20 protein-coding genes and 1 other annotated feature are annotated in these 22213 nt (G+C 35.2%); of the genes, 19 read left to right on the top strand and 1 reads right to left on the bottom strand.

The window, feature by feature from the left end:
• Positions 1-2: 2 nt before the first annotated feature.
• The 18 genes from rlmB to tuf all read left to right on the top strand — a co-directional run bounded on the left by rlmB (position 3) and on the right by tuf (position 19408).
• Positions 3-749: a 23S rRNA (guanosine(2251)-2'-O)-methyltransferase RlmB gene (gene rlmB / locus LFT63_RS11235; protein WP_017638456.1), complete on the top strand. Its 747-nt coding sequence runs from the start codon at positions 3-5 to the stop codon at positions 747-749.
• The gene (locus tag LFT63_RS11230; RefSeq protein WP_340769220.1) at positions 749-1276 is read left to right on the top strand and encodes an NYN domain-containing protein; all 528 of its coding nucleotides are present in this window, start codon (positions 749-751) and stop codon (positions 1274-1276) included. Before rlmB ends, LFT63_RS11230 begins: the two co-directional genes overlap by 1 nt.
• A 70-nt stretch (positions 1277-1346) precedes the next feature.
• A complete protein-coding gene (locus tag LFT63_RS11225) occupies positions 1347-1928 on the top strand; it encodes a sigma-70 family RNA polymerase sigma factor (protein WP_029056347.1) in 582 nt (193 codons plus the stop codon).
• A gap of 118 nt (positions 1929-2046) precedes the next feature.
• Positions 2047-2190 (top strand): 50S ribosomal protein L33, encoded by a 144-nt coding sequence (rpmG, locus tag LFT63_RS11220; protein ID WP_026083498.1) that lies wholly within the window; start codon positions 2047-2049, stop codon positions 2188-2190.
• 53 nt (positions 2191-2243) lie between these two features.
• Complete coding sequence (secE, locus tag LFT63_RS11215; protein ID WP_017637530.1) at positions 2244-2426, top strand: preprotein translocase subunit SecE; 183 nt, start codon at positions 2244-2246, stop codon at positions 2424-2426.
• Positions 2427-2436: 10 nt separating this feature from the next.
• Positions 2437-2985, top strand: coding sequence for a transcription termination/antitermination protein NusG (nusG, locus tag LFT63_RS11210; RefSeq protein ID WP_002451213.1), 549 nt, complete (start codon positions 2437-2439; stop codon positions 2983-2985).
• Positions 2986-3166: 181 nt separating this feature from the next.
• Positions 3167-3589, top strand: coding sequence for a 50S ribosomal protein L11 (gene rplK / locus LFT63_RS11205; protein WP_017637531.1), 423 nt, complete (start codon positions 3167-3169; stop codon positions 3587-3589).
• Between the two features lie 219 nt (positions 3590-3808).
• Positions 3809-4504 (top strand): 50S ribosomal protein L1, encoded by a 696-nt coding sequence (gene rplA / locus LFT63_RS11200; RefSeq protein WP_017637532.1) that lies wholly within the window; start codon positions 3809-3811, stop codon positions 4502-4504.
• Positions 4505-4958: 454 nt separating this feature from the next.
• Positions 4959-5103: a sequence feature (ribosomal protein L10 leader region), on the top strand.
• Between the two features lie 38 nt (positions 5104-5141).
• Positions 5142-5642, top strand: a complete 501-nt coding sequence (gene rplJ, locus LFT63_RS11195; RefSeq protein WP_017637533.1) for a 50S ribosomal protein L10 — start codon at positions 5142-5144, stop codon at positions 5640-5642.
• A gap of 39 nt (positions 5643-5681) precedes the next feature.
• Complete coding sequence (rplL, locus tag LFT63_RS11190) at positions 5682-6050, top strand: 50S ribosomal protein L7/L12 (protein WP_017637534.1); 369 nt, start codon at positions 5682-5684, stop codon at positions 6048-6050.
• Between the two features lie 157 nt (positions 6051-6207).
• Positions 6208-6816 (top strand): class I SAM-dependent methyltransferase, encoded by a 609-nt coding sequence (locus LFT63_RS11185; RefSeq protein WP_017637535.1) that lies wholly within the window; start codon positions 6208-6210, stop codon positions 6814-6816.
• 217 nt (positions 6817-7033) lie between these two features.
• Positions 7034-10585 carry a DNA-directed RNA polymerase subunit beta gene (rpoB, locus tag LFT63_RS11180; protein WP_340769217.1) on the top strand — a complete coding sequence of 1184 codons (3552 nt, stop codon included), beginning with the start codon at positions 7034-7036 and terminating at the stop codon, positions 10583-10585.
• Between the two features lie 158 nt (positions 10586-10743).
• The gene (gene rpoC, locus LFT63_RS11175; RefSeq protein WP_176745280.1) at positions 10744-14340 is read left to right on the top strand and encodes a DNA-directed RNA polymerase subunit beta'; all 3597 of its coding nucleotides are present in this window, start codon (positions 10744-10746) and stop codon (positions 14338-14340) included.
• 145 nt (positions 14341-14485) lie between these two features.
• Positions 14486-14746: a ribosomal L7Ae/L30e/S12e/Gadd45 family protein gene (locus LFT63_RS11170; protein WP_017637538.1), complete on the top strand. Its 261-nt coding sequence runs from the start codon at positions 14486-14488 to the stop codon at positions 14744-14746.
• An 89-nt stretch (positions 14747-14835) separates the two neighbouring features.
• Positions 14836-15249 (top strand): 30S ribosomal protein S12, encoded by a 414-nt coding sequence (rpsL, locus tag LFT63_RS11165; protein ID WP_002451222.1) that lies wholly within the window; start codon positions 14836-14838, stop codon positions 15247-15249.
• Between the two features lie 71 nt (positions 15250-15320).
• A complete protein-coding gene (rpsG, locus tag LFT63_RS11160) occupies positions 15321-15791 on the top strand; it encodes a 30S ribosomal protein S7 (RefSeq protein WP_002451223.1) in 471 nt (156 codons plus the stop codon).
• A gap of 119 nt (positions 15792-15910) precedes the next feature.
• Positions 15911-17992 (top strand): elongation factor G, encoded by a 2082-nt coding sequence (gene fusA, locus LFT63_RS11155; RefSeq protein ID WP_029056350.1) that lies wholly within the window; start codon positions 15911-15913, stop codon positions 17990-17992.
• 231 nt (positions 17993-18223) lie between these two features.
• Positions 18224-19408: an elongation factor Tu gene (gene tuf / locus LFT63_RS11150; protein WP_017637541.1), complete on the top strand. Its 1185-nt coding sequence runs from the start codon at positions 18224-18226 to the stop codon at positions 19406-19408.
• 256 nt (positions 19409-19664) lie between these two features.
• Here the strand turns inward: tuf and LFT63_RS11145 are convergent, their stop codons facing one another.
• Positions 19665-20831, bottom strand: a complete 1167-nt coding sequence (locus LFT63_RS11145; protein ID WP_046466375.1) for a M20 family metallopeptidase — start codon at positions 20829-20831, stop codon at positions 19665-19667.
• A 171-nt stretch (positions 20832-21002) separates the two neighbouring features.
• Here LFT63_RS11145 and LFT63_RS11140 point away from each other — a divergent pair, with 171 nt between their 5' ends.
• Positions 21003-22190 carry a glycine C-acetyltransferase gene (locus LFT63_RS11140; RefSeq protein ID WP_017637543.1) on the top strand — a complete coding sequence of 396 codons (1188 nt, stop codon included), beginning with the start codon at positions 21003-21005 and terminating at the stop codon, positions 22188-22190.
• Positions 22191-22213: the final 23 nt, after the last annotated feature.

The raw sequence follows: 22213 nt of genomic DNA, 5'->3' as shown, positions 1-22213 counted from the left end.
AAGTGGAAGATATAGTCATTGTTGGTAGACATGCAGTAAAAGAAGCTATTACTTCAGGTCATTCAATAAATAAGATTTTGATACAAGATGGTATAAAAAAACAACAAATCAACGATATTTTAAAAAATGCAAAAGATCAAAAAATCATAGTACAAACAGTGCCAAAATCTAAATTAGATTTTTTATCTACTGCACCCCATCAGGGAGTAGCTGCACTTATTGCACCATATGAATATGCTGATTTCGATCAATTTTTAAAACAACAAAAAGAAAAAGAAGGATTATCTACAGTTATGATATTAGACGGTTTAGAAGACCCTCATAACTTAGGTTCAATTTTAAGAACAGCTGATGCGTCTGGTGTTGATGGCGTCATAATTCCTAAACGACGTTCTGTTTCTTTAACTCAAACCGTTGCTAAGGCTTCTACAGGTGCCATACAGCATGTGCCTGTCATCAGAGTAACAAACTTAGCCAAAACAATTGATGAACTAAAAGATAATGGCTTTTGGGTTGCTGGTACAGAGGCAAATAATGCAACAGACTATAGAGAGTTAGAAGCCGATATGTCTCTAGCAATTGTAATAGGAAGTGAAGGACAAGGCATGAGTCGCTTAGTAAGTGATAAATGTGATTTCTATATTAAAATTCCTATGGTTGGTCATGTAAATAGTTTAAATGCATCAGTTGCTGCAAGTTTAATGATGTACGAGGTATTCCGTAAAAGACATTCGAACGGAGACGAATAATGAAGGAACGTTATTTAATTATTGACGGTTACAATATGATTGGCCAATCAACGACACTGAGTAAAATTGCTAAAGATAACCTTGAAGGAGCAAGAGAACAATTGATTGACGCTATTGCAAACTATAATGCTGTAATCGCCGACGAGATTGTTTGCGTATTCGATGCTTATGAACAATCTGGCATCGAAAGAGAGTATATGTATCACGGAGTTAGAACAGTATTTACTAAGGAAAAAGAAACGGCCGATAGCTTTATTGAGCGCTATGTTTATGAATTGTATAACAAACACACAACGCATATAACAGTTGTGACGAGTGATATGAGCGAACAACATGCTATTTTTGGTTCTGGTGCATATCGAATTTCCTCTAGAGAAATGTGGAGAGAATTAAAAGAAAATCAAATTACTGTTAGTAAATCGTTAGAAGACATCACAGAAAAGAAACCAAGAACTCGAATTCCGTTGTCTAAAGATATACTTGCAGAATTTGAAAAAATAAGAAGGGGTAACCATAAAAAAGATTAATTTTTGCAATATTGCTATTTATATTAGATATCTTATAAAATAGTCTTAAATTTTTGGAAAGGCTATTTATATGACACAAGAAAAAGGACAACTAGAACAACAACAAATATCGCCAGATTTGCAAAGATTAGAAATGGATTTAAAAAAGGTTATCCATCGATTCAATCCATTAATTATCAAAAGGATTAATTCTATTTCTCAAAATCAATTTGAAAAAGATGATTTATATCAAGAAATCTTGATTAAAATTTACAAAGCACTCAAACGGTATAATTACCAATGTGATGAATCATTTGTAAAATACGTATCATGTTTAATTAAATCTGTGAAATGTGATTATTATAGAAAATGTTTCTCTGATCAAAAGCAATTTAAAAATTTGGTTAATGAATATGTCATAGATTATCAAATTAATATACTTAATCGAGACGAGATAGAGGTCAATTTACAGAGAAAAGAAATAATAGAAGCAATCAATGTGATAAAACAATATTTGACACTTCAAGAACAAAAGGTATTTGATTTATATACTAAAGGTTATAAGCCTAAGGAAATCGCTAACCTATTATCTATTAAAGACAAAGTAGTTTACAATGCGATACAACGTTGTAAAATGAAAATAAGACATCATTTAGAATATAAGTTTAAATAGTGATAATAATATGAATGCAAGAAACGATATAACCTTAATATGACGTATACTAGTTTGACATTCATATTTAGATTTATGTATAGTAGACTGGTATATTAATGAGTAAAGGTGAATGAATGTGAAAAAAGTACCCTTGAATTGTGAAGAGTGTGGCAATAGAAATTATAATGTACCCAAAAAAGAAGGCTCTGCTGAAAGATTGACCCTTAAGAAATACTGTTCAAGATGCAATGCTCATACAGTACATAAAGAATCAAAATAAACAATACGCAGCATGTGATAAAGATATTGTTAAAAGATTTGGAGGTTTTATTAGTGGCTAAAAAAGATAGCTTTTTTCAAGGTGTAAAATCTGAAATGGAAAAGACAAGTTGGCCAACTAAAGAGGAATTATTTAAATACACTGTTATAGTTGTTTCGACAGTAATATTCTTCTTAGTCTTTTTCTATGCCTTAGATTTAGGAATTACAGCGTTGAAAAATTTATTATTAGGTTAGGAGTGGCGACATGTCTGAAGAAGTAGGCGCAAAGCGTTGGTATGCAGTGCATACATACTCAGGATATGAAAACAAAGTTAAAAAGAATCTTGAAAAAAGAGTAGAATCAATGAATATGACAGAACAAATCTTTAGAGTTGTCATACCTGAAGAAGAAGAAACACAAGTTAAAGATGGAAAAGCTAAAAAACTTGTGAAAAAAACATTCCCTGGATATGTACTAGTAGAATTAGTAATGACAGATGAATCATGGTATGTAGTAAGAAATACACCAGGTGTAACTGGATTTGTCGGTTCAGCTGGAGCTGGATCAAAACCTAACCCATTATTACCAGAAGAAGTTCGCTTTATTCTTAAACAAATGGGATTAAAGGAAAAAACAATCGATGTCGAATTAGATGTTGGCGAACAAGTACGCATTAAATCTGGACCATTCGCAAACCAAGTCGGCGAAGTTCAAGAAATTGAAGCGGAAAAATTTAAATTAACAGTGTTAGTTGATATGTTCGGAAGAGAAACACCGGTAGAAGTTGAATTCGATCAAATCGAAAAATTATAGTAAACAAAATTAACATATATAATATATGAAAGTTGAAATTTTACTATTGCTTTCTGAAGTGAAACAGTGTTAAAATAATGTGGTCGCGCTTTTAGAGCGTTCATTTCGTCACGAAATGTTAAGAGTGGGAGGGCAAAACTGAGCCCTGTGACCACATCACGATATCAAGGAGGTGCACATCGTGGCTAAAAAAGTAGAAAAAGTAGTTAAATTACAAATTCCTGCAGGTAAAGCAAACCCAGCACCACCAGTTGGTCCAGCATTAGGTCAAGCAGGTGTGAATATTATGGGATTCTGTAAAGAGTTCAATGCACGTACTCAAGAGCAAGCAGGTTTAATCATTCCGGTAGAAATCAGTGTATATGAAGACCGTTCATTTACATTCATTACAAAAACTCCACCGGCTCCAGTACTACTTAAAAAAGCAGCTGGCGTTGAAAAAGGTTCAGGCGAACCTAACAAAAACAAAGTTGCTTCAGTAACTAAAGATCAAGTACGTCAAATTGCTAATGAAAAAATGCAAGATTTAAATGCTGCAGACGAAGAAGCAGCTATGCGTATTATCGAAGGTACTGCTCGTAGTATGGGTATCACTGTAGAATAATAAACAATCAAATCTAATTTGAAATGAACTGATTCAAACGATAAAAGCAGGTAACAGAATAGGTATAAACAATCCATTTTGTCTATGACATCTTAGCACTCAGTAGCTTGAAAAGGCTGATTCGATTAAGAAACTATCTGTTATCTGCTCTTAACTTGTGGTAGACACAAGTAAATGTGGGAGGAAATTCCGCTAAAACCACTAAAGGAGGAACAATAAATGGCTAAAAAAGGTAAAAAGTATCAAGAAGCAGCTAATAAAGTTGACCGTACACAACACTATAGTGTTGAAGAAGCAGTTAAATTAGCTAAAGAAACAAGCATTGCTAACTTTGACGCATCAGTTGAAGTTGCATTCCGTTTAGGAATTGATACACGTAAAAATGACCAACAAATCCGTGGTGCAGTAGTGCTACCAAACGGAACTGGTAAATCACAACGTGTATTAGTATTCGCAAAAGGTGATAAAATCACTGAAGCTGAAGAAGCAGGCGCAGATTACGTAGGTGAATCTGATTACGTACAAAAAATCCAACAAGGTTGGTTCGACTTTGACGTAGTTGTTGCTACTCCAGACATGATGGGCGAAGTTGGTAAACTTGGTCGTGTATTAGGACCTAAAGGTTTAATGCCAAACCCTAAAACTGGTACTGTAACAATGGATGTTAAAAAAGCAGTTGAAGAAATCAAAGCTGGTAAAGTTGAATACCGTGCTGAAAAAGCTGGTATCGTACATGCTTCTATCGGTAAAGTTTCATTTAGCGATGAAAAATTAGTTGAAAACTTCAAAGCTTTACAAGATGTATTAGCAAAAGCTAAACCATCATCTTCTAAAGGTACTTACTTCAAATCTGTTGCTGTAACTACAACAATGGGTCCTGGAGTTAAAGTTGATACTTCTTCATTCAAATTATAATTAATAAATATAACCTAGGGCTGTTAAAGTCCTAGGTTTAATTTTTAAAAACGAAGAAACTCTAAGCATTAAAATGCACTTCGAGAGGAACGCCTGAGCTAAAGCTCATGCTCACAGTAGTTGACTGACCACTCATATCACAGAGCTTATGATTGATCTAGTCAACCTTGTGGAGGCAACACTAAGAAATCAGGTAGATTTTAGAGTTGCTCTCTAAAAAAACTCTAAGCATTAAAATGCACTTCGAGAGGAACGCCTGAGCTAAAGCTCATGCTCACAGTAGTTGACTGACCACTCATATCACAGAGCTCATGATTGGTCTAGTCAACCTTGTGGAGGCAACACTAAGAAATCAGGTAGATTTCAGAGTTGCACTCTAAGAAACTCTAAGCATTAAAATGCTAAGAGTTTCTAAAAAAACATATTGACATATTACAATTAAGCAGTTATATTTAATATTGTGATTATTTTACCTAAGACAGTAGGAGTTATTTGATAACTTAAAACATAATCCTACCGAGGCTAAAATTGACTTGAACGTGACTATTAACTTTCAAGCACTTTTTGCCGTGGGTAGAAAGTGCTTTTTTTATTAAACTTAAAAAAAGCACCGAAAAAATTAAATGGAGGTGTCTGAATGTCTGCTATCATTGAAGCTAAAAAACAATTAGTTGATACAATTGCTGATCAACTTAAAAACTCAGTTTCAACAGTGATCGTTGACTACCGTGGTTTAACAGTAGCTGAAGTTACTGAATTACGTAAACAATTACGTGAAGCTGGTGTTGAGTATAAAGTATACAAAAACACAATGGTACGTCGTGCTGCTGAAAAAGCTGGTATCGAAGGCTTAGATGAATTCTTAACAGGTCCTACAGCTATCGCAACTTCAACTGAAGATGTAGTAGCTCCAGCAAAAGTTATTGCAGGATTTGCAAAAGAACATGAAGCGTTAGAAGTTAAAACAGGCGTTATGGAAGGAAATGTTATTTCAGCAGAAGAAGTTAAAACTGTTGGTTCATTACCTTCACACGATGGTCTTGTATCTATGCTTTTATCTGTATTACAAGCTCCAGTACGCAACTTCGCTTATGCGGTTAAAGCTGTTGGAGAACAAAAAGAAGAAAGCGCTGAATAATTGCGCATAAAAAATTAAAAATAACGGAGGAATTATAAAATGGCTAATCAAGAACAAATCATTGAAGCAATTAAAGAAATGTCAGTTTTAGAATTAAACGATTTAGTAAAAGCAATTGAAGAAGAATTTGGTGTAACTGCAGCAGCTCCAGTAGCAGCAGCAGGTGCAGCTGGTGGCGGCGACGCAGCAGCTGAAAAAACTGAATTTGATGTTGAATTAACTTCAGCTGGATCTTCAAAAATCAAAGTTGTTAAAGCAGTTAAAGAAGCAACTGGCTTAGGATTAAAAGACGCTAAAGAATTAGTTGACGGAGCTCCTAAAGTAATCAAAGAAGCTTTACCTAAAGAAGAAGCTGAAAAACTTAAAGAACAATTAGAAGAAGTTGGAGCAACTGTAGAATTAAAATAATTCTAGTTTCCTAACTAAATAATATAGTTACAAATTATATTTGTGACTACATTCTTTGAGAAGTTAAAAACCCCGTTATTGCGATAACGGGGTTTTTAATTCATTTATAATAATTTTTTCAATTAATGTTATACAAAAGACTAATAGAGGTGAAGACATGAGTCATTACTATGATGAAAATCCGGATGTAAAAAGTGATGAAAAACATATCACTTATGAGTGTTATCAACAATCAATAGATTTAATTACAGATAATGGAGTTTTTTCTAGAGATAGAGTTGATTATGGATCTGACTTATTAATTCAAACATTCATAAATAACAATCCACCTGGTCCAAGTAAAACAATTGCTGATGTTGGTTGTGGATATGGTCCAATTGGATTAATGATTGCTAAGGTATCTCCACATCATCATATTACTATGTTAGATGTGAATAGAAGAGCCTTAGAATTAGCTAAAAAGAATAAAAAAAGAAATCACATTGAAAATGCGGATATTTTAGAGAGTGATGGGATGACTCAAGTTGAAGATAACCAATTTGATTTTGTATTAACTAATCCGCCAATCAGAGCGGGCAAAGATGTCGTTCATCGTATTTTTGAAGAAGCTTACCAAAAACTTAAAGTAAGTGGCGAGTTATTTGTCGTCATCCAAAAAAAGCAAGGTATGCCTTCCGCTAAAAAGAAAATGGATGAATTATTTAACAATGTGGAAGTTGTAAATAAAAGTAAAGGGTACTATATATTAAAAAGTTCAAAAGCTTGATTTAAGAGTAGTATTCTGATATAGTTATAAAATGTAAAAAATTATGTTCAATAAGTGTGTACTTTTATGTAAAACAAATAAGTTAAACAAGATAAATAAAGAATAGAAAATGGTGTCATCTGAAGTGTTGCCGTTTTCTTTTTGTCTTTAAATCTTGAGTCTCTCTTTTGTTTTATGAGTAAAAGCAAACCACACAATTTTTGAGGGGTGAATCTGTTTGGCAGGTCAAGTTGTCCAATATGGAAGACATCGTAAACGTAGAAACTACGCGAGAATTTCAGAAGTATTAGAATTACCGAACTTAATAGAAATTCAAACAAAATCTTACGATTGGTTCCTTAAAGAAGGTTTATTAGAAATGTTTAGAGACATTTCTCCGATTGAAGATTTCACAGGTAACCTATCTTTAGAATTTGTAGATTATAGATTAGGTGAACCGAAATACGACTTAGAAGAATCAAAAAACCGTGACGCTACTTATGCTGCACCTCTTCGTGTAAAAGTACGTCTTATTATTAAAGAAACTGGCGAAGTAAAAGAGCAAGAAGTATTCATGGGTGATTTCCCACTAATGACAGATACAGGTACATTTGTTATCAATGGTGCAGAACGTGTTATCGTATCACAATTAGTACGTTCACCATCCGTTTATTTCAATGAAAAACTTGATAAAAACGGCCGTGTAAACTATGATGCAACAATTATTCCTAACCGTGGTGCATGGTTAGAATATGAAACTGATGCAAAAGACGTTGTTTATGTACGTATTGATAGAACACGTAAATTACCATTAACTGTATTACTAAGAGCATTAGGTTTCTCAAGTGATCAAGAAATTGTAGATTTACTAGGTGATAGTGAATACTTACGTAATACATTAGAAAAAGATGGTACTGAAAACACAGAACAAGCATTATTAGAAATTTATGAGCGTTTACGTCCTGGCGAACCACCAACAGTAGAAAATGCTAAAAGCTTATTATATTCACGTTTCTTCGATCCAAAACGTTATGACTTAGCAAGCGTTGGTCGTTACAAAGCAAACAAAAAACTACACTTAAAACACCGTTTATTCAACCAAAAATTAGCAGAACCAATTGTTAATAGTGAAACAGGTGAAATTGTAGTTGAAGAAGGAACAGTTCTTGATCGTCGTAAATTAGACGAAATTATGGACGTTTTAGAATCAAATGCTAATAGTGAAGTATTTGAATTAGAAGGAACAGTTATTGATGAACCAGTTGAAATTCAATCAATCAAAGTATATGTTCCTAATGATGAAGAAGGACGCACAACAACTGTTATTGGTAATGCATTACCAGATTCAGAAGTTAAATGTATTACTCCAGCAGATATCATTTCTTCAATGAGTTATTTCTTTAACTTATTAAGTGGTATCGGTTATACAGATGATATTGACCATTTAGGTAATCGTCGTTTACGTTCAGTAGGCGAATTATTACAAAACCAATTCCGTATTGGTTTATCAAGAATGGAACGTGTAGTTCGAGAAAGAATGTCTATTCAAGATACGGATTCAATTACACCACAACAATTAATCAATATCCGTCCTGTTATTGCATCTATTAAAGAATTCTTTGGTAGTTCACAATTATCACAATTCATGGACCAAGCTAACCCATTAGCAGAATTAACACATAAACGTCGTCTTTCTGCTTTAGGACCTGGTGGTTTAACACGTGAACGTGCACAAATGGAAGTTCGTGACGTACACTATTCTCACTATGGTCGTATGTGTCCAATTGAAACACCAGAGGGTCCAAACATTGGATTAATCAACTCTTTATCTAGTTACGCACGTGTGAATGAATTTGGTTTCATTGAAACACCATATCGTAAAGTAGATTTAGATACGAATGCAATTACTGATCAAATTGACTATTTAACTGCTGATGAAGAAGATAGTTATGTTGTTGCCCAAGCGAACTCTCGATTAGATGAAAATGGCCGTTTCTTAGACGATGAAGTTGTTTGTCGTTTCCGTGGTAATAACACAGTTATGGCTAAAGAAAAAATGGATTACATGGATGTTTCACCTAAACAGGTTGTATCAGCAGCTACAGCATGTATCCCATTCTTAGAAAACGATGACTCTAACCGTGCGTTAATGGGTGCAAACATGCAACGTCAAGCAGTACCATTGATGAACCCTGAAGCTCCATTTGTTGGTACTGGTATGGAACATGTTGCTGCACGTGACTCAGGTGCTGCTATTACAGCAAACAATAGAGGTAGAGTTGAACATGTTGAATCTAATGAAATCTTAGTACGTCGTCTAGTTGGACAAAATGGACAAGAGCACGAAGGTGAATTAGATCGTTATCCATTAGCGAAATTCAAACGTTCTAACTCTGGTACTTGTTATAACCAACGCCCAATTGTTGCTGCTGGTGACATCGTTGAATATAACGAAATACTAGCTGATGGTCCTTCAATGGAATTAGGCGAAATGGCATTAGGCCGTAACGTTGTTGTTGGATTCATGACTTGGGACGGTTATAACTACGAGGATGCTGTAATCATGAGTGAACGTTTAGTTAAAGACGACGTTTACACTTCAATTCATATTGAAGAGTATGAATCAGAAGCTCGTGATACTAAATTAGGACCTGAAGAGATTACACGTGATATTCCTAATGTTTCTGAAAGTGCACTTAAAAACTTAGACGAACGTGGTATCGTTTATGTTGGTGCTGAAGTTAATGATGGAGACATCTTAGTAGGTAAAGTAACACCAAAAGGAGTTACAGAACTTACAGCAGAAGAAAGATTATTACATGCAATCTTTGGTGAAAAAGCACGTGAAGTTCGTGATACATCATTACGTGTGCCACATGGTGCTGGCGGTATTGTTCTAGATGTTAAAGTATTCAATCGTGAAGAAGGCGATGATACATTATCTCCAGGTGTTAACCAATTAGTACGTGTTTATATCGTTCAAAAACGTAAAATTCACGTCGGAGATAAAATGTGTGGTCGACATGGTAACAAAGGTGTCATTTCTAAAATTGTTCCTGAAGAAGATATGCCATATTTACCAGATGGAACTCCAATTGACATCATGTTAAACCCATTAGGTGTACCATCACGTATGAATATCGGACAAGTACTTGAGCTACATTTAGGTATGGCTGCTAAAAACTTAGGTATCCATGTTGCATCTCCAGTATTCGATGGTGCCAACGATGATGACGTTTGGTCAACTATCGAAGAAGCAGGTATGGCTCGTGACGGTAAAACTGTATTATATGATGGTCGTACTGGTGAACCATTCGATAATCGTATTTCAGTTGGTGTTATGTACATGCTTAAACTTGCACACATGGTTGACGATAAATTACATGCGCGTTCAACTGGTCCATACTCATTAGTTACGCAACAACCATTAGGTGGTAAAGCGCAATTCGGTGGACAACGTTTTGGTGAAATGGAGGTATGGGCACTTGAAGCATATGGTGCTGCATACACATTACAAGAAATCTTGACTTATAAATCAGACGATACTGTAGGTCGTGTTAAAACATACGAAGCTATAGTAAAAGGCGAAAATATCTCTAGACCAAGTGTTCCTGAATCATTCCGTGTATTGATGAAAGAATTACAAAGTTTAGGATTAGACGTCAAAGTGATGGATGAGCAAGATAACGAAATCGAAATGGCTGACAACGAAGATGAAGATGTAACTGAACGCAAAGTAGATTTACAACAAAAAGATGCGCCAGAATCACAAAAAGAAACTACTGATTAATATGCACATAGATAACTAGAATATAGGTTGGGGCGACATCAGTGTCGCTCAAACCTTTCTCAAATTCTATATACTATAAATGTAAATCAATCAAATAGCACAGCTAATCTAAATTGAAGGAGGTAGGCTCCTTGATTGATGTAAATAATTTCCATTATATGAAAATAGGATTAGCTTCACCTGAAAAGATTCGTTCATGGTCTTATGGTGAGGTTAAAAAGCCTGAAACAATTAACTATCGTACGTTAAAACCTGAAAAAGATGGTCTTTTCTGTGAAAGAATATTTGGACCTACAAAAGACTGGGAGTGTAGTTGTGGTAAGTACAAACGTGTACGCTACAAAGGCATGGTATGTGATAGATGTGGTGTTGAAGTAACGAAGTCAAAAGTACGTCGTGAAAGAATGGGACACATTGAATTAGCAGCACCAGTTTCACATATTTGGTACTTCAAAGGTATCCCTAGCCGTATGGGTCTATTGTTAGATATGTCTCCAAGAGCATTAGAAGAAGTTATTTACTTTGCTTCTTATGTTGTTGTTGACCCAGGTCCAACTGGTTTAGAAAAGAAAACATTATTATCAGAAGCAGAATTTAGAGATTATTATGATAAATATCCAGGTCAATTTGTTGCCAAAATGGGTGCTGAAGGTATCAGAGACTTATTATCAGAAATTGACTTAGATGAAGAACTTAAAACTTTACGTGATGAATTAGAATCTGCAACAGGACAAAGACTTACTCGTGCTATCAAACGTTTAGAGGTAGTTGAATCATTCCGTAATTCAGGTAACAATCCAGCTTGGATGATTTTAGATGTACTTCCAATCATCCCACCAGAAATCCGTCCAATGGTTCAATTAGACGGTGGACGTTTTGCAACAAGTGACTTAAACGATTTATATAGACGTGTTATTAACCGTAACAATCGTTTGAAACGCTTATTAGATCTTGGTGCACCTGGAATCATAGTTCAAAATGAAAAACGTATGTTACAAGAAGCTGTTGATGCTTTAATTGATAATGGTCGTCGTGGCCGTCCTGTTACAGGTCCTGGTAACCGTCCATTAAAATCACTATCACATATGTTAAAAGGTAAACAAGGTCGTTTCCGTCAAAACTTATTAGGTAAACGTGTTGACTATTCAGGTCGTTCCGTTATCGCAGTAGGTCCAAGTCTGAAAATGTATCAATGTGGCTTACCTAAAGAAATGGCACTTGAACTATTTAAACCTTTCGTAATGAAAGAATTAGTTCAACGTGAAATTGCAACAAACATTAAAAATGCGAAGAGTAAAATCGAACGCATGGACGATGAAGTATGGGATGTTTTAGAAGAAGTTATCGTAGAACATCCAGTATTACTAAACCGTGCACCTACACTTCACAGATTAGGTATCCAAGCATTCGAACCAACTTTAGTTGAAGGTCGTGCAATCCGTTTACACCCTCTTGTTACTACAGCATATAACGCTGACTTTGATGGTGACCAAATGGCTGTTCACGTTCCATTATCTAAAGAGGCTCAAGCCGAAGCACGTATGTTAATGTTAGCTGCGCAAAACATCTTGAACCCTAAAGATGGTAAACCAGTTGTTACACCATCACAGGATATGGTATTAGGTAACTATTACCTAACATTAGAACGTAAAGATGCTGTTAACACTGGGGCAATCTTTAATGATACTAACGAAGTGTTAAAAGCATATGCTAATGGCTATGTTCATTTACACACTAGAATTGGTGTACATGCAAGTTCATTCAATAATCCAACATTTACAGATGAGCAAAACAATAAAATTTTAGCTACTTCAGTAGGTAAAATTATCTTTAATGAAATCATTCCTGATTCATTTGCTTATATCAATGAACCAACTCAAGCTAACCTTGAAGGTAAAACACCTGATAAATACTTTGTTGACCCAACAGAGTTAGGTGAAGGTGGATTAAAAGAATTCTTTGAAACTAAAGAATTAACTGAACCATTCAATAAAAAATTCTTAGGTAATATCATTGCTGAAGTATTTAATAGATTTAGTATCACTGATACATCTATGATGCTTGACCGCATGAAAGACCTAGGATTTAAATTCTCATCAAAAGCAGGTATCACTGTTGGTGTATCTGATATCGTGGTATTACCAGATAAAAAAGATATTTTAGATGAGCATGAAAAATTAGTTGATCGTGTAACTAAACAATTCAATCGTGGTTTAATCACTGAAGAAGAACGTTACAATGCTGTCGTTGAAATTTGGACAGATGCTAAGGACCAAATTCAAGGTGAATTAATGCAATCACTTGAAAAAACAAACCCAATCTTCATGATGAGTGACTCTGGTGCCCGTGGTAACGCATCTAACTTTACACAGTTAGCAGGTATGCGTGGATTGATGGCTGCACCATCAGGTAAGATCATCGAACTACCAATCACATCATCATTCCGTGAAGGTTTAACAGTGTTAGAGTACTTCATTTCTACTCATGGTGCGCGTAAAGGTCTTGCCGATACAGCACTTAAAACTGCCGATTCAGGTTATCTTACTCGTCGCCTTGTTGACGTTGCACAAGATGTTATTGTTCGTGAAGAAGATTGTGGTACTGACAGAGGTTTACTTGTTTCAGATATTAGAGAAGGTACAGAAATGATTGAACCATTCATTGAACGTATCGAAGGACGTTACTCAAAAGAAACTATCCGTCATCCTGAAACTGATGAAGTGATTATTCGTCCAGATGAGTTAATCACTGCTGAAATTGCTAAGAAAATTACTGACGCTGGCATTGAACAAATGTACATCCGTTCAGCATTCACTTGTAATACACGTCATGGTGTATGTGAAAAATGTTATGGTAAAAACCTTGCAACAGGTGAAAAAGTTGAAGTGGGTGAAGCAGTTGGTACAATTGCTGCACAATCAATCGGTGAACCAGGTACACAGCTTACAATGCGTACATTCCATACAGGTGGGGTAGCCGGAAGCGATATTACTCAAGGTCTTCCACGTATTCAAGAAATATTTGAAGCACGTAACCCTAAAGGTCAAGCTGTAATCACTGAAATTGAAGGTGTAGTAGAAGATATTAAATTAGCAAAAGACCGTCAACAAGAAATTGTTGTTAAAGGTGAAAATGAAACTAGATCTTATCTAGCTTCAGGAACTTCTAGACTTAAAGTTGAAGTAGGACAATCAGTTGAACGTGGTGAAGTATTAACAGAAGGTTCAATTGAACCTAAAAACTTCTTATCAGTTGCTGGTTTAAATGCTACTGAAAGCTATTTATTAAAAGAAGTTCAAAAAGTTTACCGTATGCAAGGTGTTGAAATTGATGATAAACACGTTGAGGTAATGGTAAGACAAATGTTACGTAAAGTTCGTATCATTGAAGCAGGAGATACTAAGTTATTACCTGGTTCATTAGTTGATATCCACAACTTTACAGATGCTAACAGAGAAGCATTTAAAGAACGTAAACGCCCAGCAACTGCAAAACCAGTATTGCTAGGTATTACAAAAGCTTCTCTTGAAACAGAAAGCTTCTTATCTGCAGCATCATTCCAAGAAACAACTCGTGTACTTACTGATGCAGCTATTAAAGGTAAACGCGATGATTTACTTGGTCTTAAAGAAAATGTAATTATCGGTAAACTTATCCCAGCTGGTACTGGTATGAGACGTTATAGCGATGTTCAATTCGATAAAAACGTAGCTCCAGTTGCTAGTACAGAAGAAGAGGTAGACGTTACCGAATAGTTATTTAATCAAGAGACTAAACGAAAATTTTAGTCTCTTGATTCTTATTTATTTCATAAATGCATGAATAAATATTGACTATTGTAGTCATGTAATGTTACTATATTAAAGGTTGATGCAAGCAGAACTTTGGAGGATATTATAAATGTCTAATGAAAAAGTTGCACGCTTTAACAAACAACAATATGTAGTTGGTCTGAAGGAGACGCTTAAAGCGTTGAATAAAGATCAAGTTACATCATTGATTATTGCTCAAGACGTTGAGGTTCATCTTATGACTCGCGTGTTAAGCCAAATCAATCAAAAAAACATACCATATACACTTTTCTCATCTAAGAAGGATTTAGGAGAATATGTAGGTATTAATGTTAATGCAACAATCGTTGCTATATTGAATGAGAATTAGTAAGTTTTTACTTACTAAATTTTATTTAACCTTAAAATGAACCACCTGGATGTGTGGGATTAAAAAATGAAGAGAGGAGGACATATTCAATGCCAACTATTAACCAATTAGTACGTAAACCAAGACAAAGCAAATCAAAAAAATCTGATTCACCAGCTTTAAACAGAGGTTTTAACAGTAAGAAGAAACAATTCACTGAATTGAATTCTCCACAAAAACGTGGCGTTTGTACTCGTGTGGGTACTATGACACCTAAAAAACCTAACTCAGCGTTACGTAAATATGCACGTGTGCGTTTATCAAATAACATTGAAATCAACGCATACATTCCTGGTATCGGACACAACTTACAAGAACACAGTGTAGTACTTGTACGTGGTGGACGTGTAAAAGACTTACCTGGTGTGCGTTACCACATTGTACGTGGTGCACTTGATACTTCAGGTGTAGACGGACGTAGACAAGGTCGTTCATTATACGGAACTAAAAAACCTAAAAATTAATTTTTAAGATTACGTAAATTTTAAAAATAATGAAACACAATATACTATAATAGGAAGGGAGGATTTACATTATGCCTCGTAAAGGATCAGTACCTAAAAGAGACGTATTACCAGATCCAATTCATAACTCAAAATTAGTTACAAAATTAATTAACAAAATTATGTTAGACGGTAAACGTGGAACAGCTCAAAGAATTCTTTATTCAGCATTCGACCTAGTTGAAGAACGTAGTGGTCGTCAAGCTATTGAAGTATTCGAAGAAGCAATCGAAAACATTATGCCAGTATTAGAAGTTAAAGCTCGTCGTGTGGGTGGTTCAAACTACCAAGTACCTGTTGAGGTACGCCCAGAACGTCGTTCTACTTTAGGATTACGTTGGTTAGTTAACTATGCGCGTCTTCGTGGTGAAAAAACTATGGAAGAACGTTTAGCTAACGAAATCTTAGATGCAGCAAATAATACAGGTGGTGCAGTTAAGAAACGTGAGGACACTCACAAAATGGCTGAAGCTAACAAAGCATTTGCTCACTACCGTTGGTAAGATTGAAGCTTTTACCCTGAGTGTGTTCCAAACGATTGGTTTACCAATAATGGCTCATGCTTAGGGCATCGCCATATCTAAAGTACTTATTCAGTAATAACTGGAAGGAGAAAAAATACATGGCAAGAGAATTTTCTTTGAAAAATACTCGTAATATCGGTATCATGGCTCACATTGATGCTGGTAAAACTACTACGACAGAACGTATTCTTTATTACACAGGTCGTATCCACAAAATTGGTGAAACTCACGAAGGTGCTTCACAAATGGACTGGATGGAACAAGAACAAGATCGTGGTATTACTATCACATCTGCTGCAACAACTGCAGCTTGGGAAGGCCACCGTGTAAATATTATCGATACACCAGGACACGTAGACTTCACAGTTGAAGTTGAACGTTCTTTACGTGTACTTGACGGTGCGGTTACAGTACTTGATGCTCAATCAGGTGTTGAACCTCAAACTGAAACAGTTTGGCGTCAGGCTACAACATACGGCGTACCTCGTATCGTGTTTATTAACAAAATGGATAAATTAGGAGCAAACTTTGATTATTCTGTAAGCACATTACATGACCGCTTACAAGCTAATGCTGCACCTATCCAATTACCTATTGGTGCTGAAGATGAATTTGAAGCAATCATTGACTTAGTTGAAATGAAATGTTTCAAATACACTAACGACCTAGGTACAGAAATCGATGAAATTGAAATTCCAGATGATCACAAAGAAAGAGCTGAAGAAGCTCGTTCAACATTAATTGAAGCAGTAGCTGAAACTAATGATGAATTAATGGAAAAATATCTTGGTGACGAAGAAATTTCAGTTGAAGAATTAAAAAATGCAATCCGTCAAGCTACAACTGATGTAGAATTCTACCCAGTTCTTTGCGGTACTGCATTCAAAAACAAAGGTGTTCAATTAATGCTTAACGCTGTAATTGATTACCTACCATCTCCTTTAGATGTAAAACCAATCGTTGGTCACCGTGCTAACAATCCTGAAGAAGAAGTAATTGCTAAACCAGACGATTCAGCTGAATTCGCTGCATTAGCATTTAAAGTTATGACTGACCCTTATGTTGGTAAATTAACTTTCTTCCGTGTTTACTCAGGTACTATGAGCTCAGGTTCATATATTAAAAACTCATCTAAAGACAAACGTGAACGTGTAGGTCGTTTATTACAAATGCACGCTAACTCACGTCAAGAGATTGACACTGTTTACTCAGGCGATATCGCTGCTGCGGTAGGTCTTAAAGAAACAGGTACTGGTGATACTTTATGTGGAGAGAAAAACGACATTATCTTGGAATCAATGGAATTCCCAGAACCAGTTATCCACTTATCAGTTGAACCAAAATCTAAAGCTGACCAAGATAAAATGACTCAAGCTTTAGTTAAATTACAAGAAGAAGACCCAACTTTCCATGCACATACTGACGAAGAAACTGGACAAGTTATCATCGGTGGTATGGGTGAGTTACACTTAGATATCTTAGTTGACCGTATGAAGAAAGAATTTAACGTTGAATGTAATGTTGGTGCGCCAATGGTTTCATATCGTGAAACATTCAAGCAATCAGCACAAGTTCAAGGTAAATTCTCTCGTCAATCAGGTGGTCGTGGTCAATATGGTGATGTTCATATTGAATTCACACCTAATGAAACTGGTGGCGGTTTCGAATTCGAAAATGCTATCGTTGGTGGTGTAGTTCCTCGTGAATACATTCCATCAGTAGAAGCTGGTCTTAAAGATGCTATGGAAAATGGTGTTCTTGCTGGTTATCCATTAATCGATGTTAAAGCTAAATTATATGATGGTTCATACCATGATGTCGATTCATCTGAAATGGCCTTCAAAATTGCTGCATCATTAGCACTTAAAGAAGCTGCTAAAAAATGTGATCCAGTTATCTTAGAACCAATGATGAAAGTAACTATCGAAATGCCTGAAGAATACATGGGCGATATCATGGGTGACGTAACATCTCGTCGTGGACGTGTTGATGGTATGGAACCTCGTGGTAATGCACAAGTTGTAAATGCTTATGTACCACTTTCAGAAATGTTCGGTTACGCAACTTCATTACGTTCTAACACTCAAGGTCGCGGTACTTACACTATGTACTTTGACCACTATGCAGAAGTTCCAAAATCAATTTCTGAAGAAATCATTAAGAAAAATAAAGGTGAATAATATAACTTGTTTTTACTAGCTATGCTAGGTTAAAATACAGGTTGAGCTTAGTTATAGGCTAATCACTTTTATGAATTGATTTTTATGGGTAAATGCATTATAAAGGAAGTATGAATTGAGTAATACTTCTTTTAGACTCAACTTAATCAATCATCTTCTCATGATGGTGAGAAACTATCATGAGAGATAAATTTGAAAATAACTTTTATTAAGAATAGGAGAGATTTAATAATGGCAAAAGAAAAATTTGATCGCTCAAAAGAACATGCCAATATTGGTACTATCGGTCACGTTGACCATGGTAAAACTACTTTAACAGCTGCAATCGCAACTGTATTAGCTAAAAACGGTGATACTGTTGCACAATCATATGACATGATTGACAACGCACCAGAAGAAAAAGAACGTGGTATTACAATCAATACTGCACACATCGAATATCAAACTGACAAACGTCACTACGCTCACGTTGACTGCCCAGGACACGCTGACTATGTTAAAAACATGATCACTGGTGCTGCTCAAATGGACGGCGGTATCTTAGTTGTATCTGCAGCTGACGGTCCAATGCCACAAACTCGTGAACACATTCTATTATCTCGTAACGTTGGTGTACCAGCTTTAGTTGTATTCTTAAACAAAGTTGATATGGTAGACGACGAAGAATTATTAGAATTAGTAGAAATGGAAGTTCGTGACTTATTAACTGAATATGACTTCCCAGGTGACGACGTACCTGTAATCGCTGGTTCTGCATTAAAAGCATTAGAAGGCGACGAAAAATACGAAGAAAAAATCTTAGAATTAATGCAAGCAGTTGATGACTACATTCCAACTCCAGAACGTGATTCTGACAAACCATTCATGATGCCAGTTGAGGACGTATTCTCAATCACTGGTCGTGGTACTGTTGCTACAGGCCGTGTTGAACGTGGTCAAATCAAAGTTGGTGAAGAAGTTGAAATCATCGGTTTACATGACACTTCTAAAACAACTGTTACTGGTGTAGAAATGTTCCGTAAATTATTAGACTACGCTGAAGCTGGTGACAACATCGGTGCATTATTACGTGGTGTTGCTCGTGAAGACGTACAACGTGGACAAGTATTAGCTGCTCCAGGTTCAATCACACCTCATACAAAATTCAAAGCGGAAGTTTACGTTTTATCTAAAGATGAAGGTGGACGTCATACTCCATTCTTCAGTAACTACCGCCCACAATTCTATTTCCGTACTACTGACGTAACTGGTGTAGTTAACTTACCAGAAGGTACTGAAATGGTTATGCCTGGTGACAACGTTGAAATGACAGTTGAATTAATCGCTCCAATCGCGATTGAAGACGGTACTCGTTTCTCAATCCGTGAAGGTGGACGTACTGTAGGATCAGGCGTTGTAACTGAAATCCACGAATAATTTATTATTTGATATAATTAAAGGCCCCGTTTAGGGGTCTTTTTTTATTTATAAAATATGTACTTTGAATTTTGCCTATATACCTCGTATTCAGCTAATTACGAATTATACATACTCCATAATTAAGTTCAATATTACATATGAAATGTGTTAGCTTTTATAGACAAAAACACCTCTAAATGAATGATTATTAATCATTTATTTAGAGGTGTTTGTAAGTTTATAATTATTTCAAGATAGAAATCGGTTTATATTTTTAAAAAACTTTTTCAATTTCTAATATTTTTAAGAATTCACTTGCTGCATATTTGAATGCTGATTCATCTATATCAAAGTAGGGATTATGATGTGGTGCTGTGATCTGTTTATCTTTATTGCCACATCCTGTTAAGAAGAAAGCCCCAGGTCTTACTTTTAAATAATGTGAAAAATCTTCCCCAATCATCATTAAGTCAGATTCATTAAAGCGTAAATGCATGTCGTTAGCTGCTTGTTTAACAACTTCATAGGCTTGATCATGATTATGAAGAGGTAAATACCCTTTAATATAGTTAAAATCATATGTGATATCATTTGCTAATGCCAAACCCTGTAGTAATTTATCCATCTTTTGTTTAACATGACTTTGAATTTGTGTATCAAATGTACGCACTGTCCCTTTACAAAATGCACTATCTGGTATAACACTATCTGATGAACCAGCCTGTACCATACCAAATGTTAAAACAGCTTGTTTTACAGGATCTATAGTGCGTGAGATGATTTTTTGAGCACTTAAAATAAATTCAGCCATGATAACAATAGGATCAATAGTTTCTTGTGGTTTAGCGCCATGACCACCTTTACCTTGAATTGTAATACTAAATTCATCTGGTGAAGCCATAATTGGACCTGGTCGTGAATATATGGTTCCTGTTGGATAGCCACTCCAAAGATGCGTACCGTAAATTTTATCTACGTCTTTTAAACAACCATCATTAATCATTTCTTGAGAACCACCAGGCATAATTTCCTCACCATATTGAAAGATAAAAACGACATTACCTTTAAGTAGGTGACGATGCTCATTTACTATTTCAGCAACACCTAATAGTATGGCTGTATGACCATCATGTCCACAAGCATGCATACAACCATCGTTTTTAGATTTATAAGACACATCATTTAGTTCTTGAACTGGTAATGCATCAAAATCAGCACGAAATGCGATAGTCGGTCCATTTTCTTTTCCTTTAAAAGTTGCTTTAATTCCGTTTCTACCTACTGGAGTTTGAATGTCACATGACAATTGGCTAAGTTGATTAACTATATAGTCATGTGTTTGCTTCTCTTCAAAAGAAAGTTCAGGATATTGATGTAAATAACGTCGCAGTTGAATCATTCTTTTTTCTTTTTTACTAGCCAATTGAAACCAATCAAACAAAACGATCACTTCTTCCGTATTATTATGATAATTAGTATATCACTATCTAATGTTACAAAATAGTTGAAAATGAATATTTATTTTTTAAAATCACCACGAGTGATAGGGCTTTCATGAAAGGCTAAATTGATGTATTATAAAGACAAATAGAGAAACAAGGAGGATATCGTTGTGGTTCAATCACTACATGATTTTTTAGATGAAAACATTAATTATTTGAAAGAAAATGGTTTATACAATGAAATAGATTCAATTGAAGGTGCTAATGGTCCAGAAATTAAAATTGAAGGTAAAACTTATGTCAATTTAAGTTCAAATAACTATTTAGGATTAGCAACAAATGAAGATTTAAAAGAAGCTGCTAAAGCTGCAATTGATACGCATGGTGTTGGTGCTGGTGCTGTACGTTCTATTAACGGTACGTTAGATTTACATGATGAATTAGAAGAAACATTAGCTAAATTTAAAGGTACAGAAGCTGCAATTGCATACCAATCTGGATTTAATTGTAATATGGCTGCGATTTCAGCTGTAATGAATAAAAATGACGCTATTCTGTCTGATGAATTGAACCACGCTTCAATTATTGATGGTTGTCGTTTATCTAAAGCGAAAATTATTCGTGTGAATCATTCAGATATGGATGATTTAAGAGCAAAAGCTAAAGAAGCTGTAGAATCAGGTCAGTATAATAAAGTAATGTATATCACTGATGGTGTGTTTAGTATGGATGGCGATGTTGCTAAACTGCCTGAAATTGTTAAAATAGCTGAAGAATTTGGTTTATTAACTTATGTAGATGATGCACATGGCTCTGGTGTAATGGGTAAAGGTGCTGGTACGGTTAAACACTTTGGCTTACAAGATAAAATTGATTTCCAAATTGGTACATTATCTAAAGCAATTGGTGTTGTTGGAGGTTATGTTGCAGGAACTAAAGAATTAATTGACTGGTTAAAAGCACAATCTCGTCCATTCTTATTCTCTACATCATTAGCGCCTGGAGATACAAAAGCTATTACAGAAGCAGTTAAAAAATTAATGGCTTCAACTGAATTGCATGATCAATTATGGGAAAATGCTCAATATCTTAAAGATGGTTTAGCAAAACTAGGATTTGATACAGGTGAATCAGAAACACCAATTACACCAGTTATTATTGGTGATGAAAAAGATACGCAAGCATTCAGTAAACGATTAAAAGAAGAAGGTATATATGTTAAGTCAATCGTATTCCCTACAGTGCCAAAAGGTACAGGTAGAGTAAGAAATATGCCTACAGCAGCACATACTAAAGAAATGTTGGATAAAGCTTTAGCTGCTTACGAAAAAGTAGGAAAAGAACTTAACATTATTTAATATAAGAATAATAAATAAAGCAC

This window comes from Staphylococcus sp. FSL H8-0121, from assembly GCF_038008425.1.
In the GTDB taxonomy this organism is placed as follows: domain Bacteria; phylum Bacillota; class Bacilli; order Staphylococcales; family Staphylococcaceae; genus Staphylococcus; species Staphylococcus pasteuri.
The sequence above is the reverse complement of the archived record's forward strand: the minus strand, read 5'-3'. Positions and strand labels throughout refer to the sequence as shown.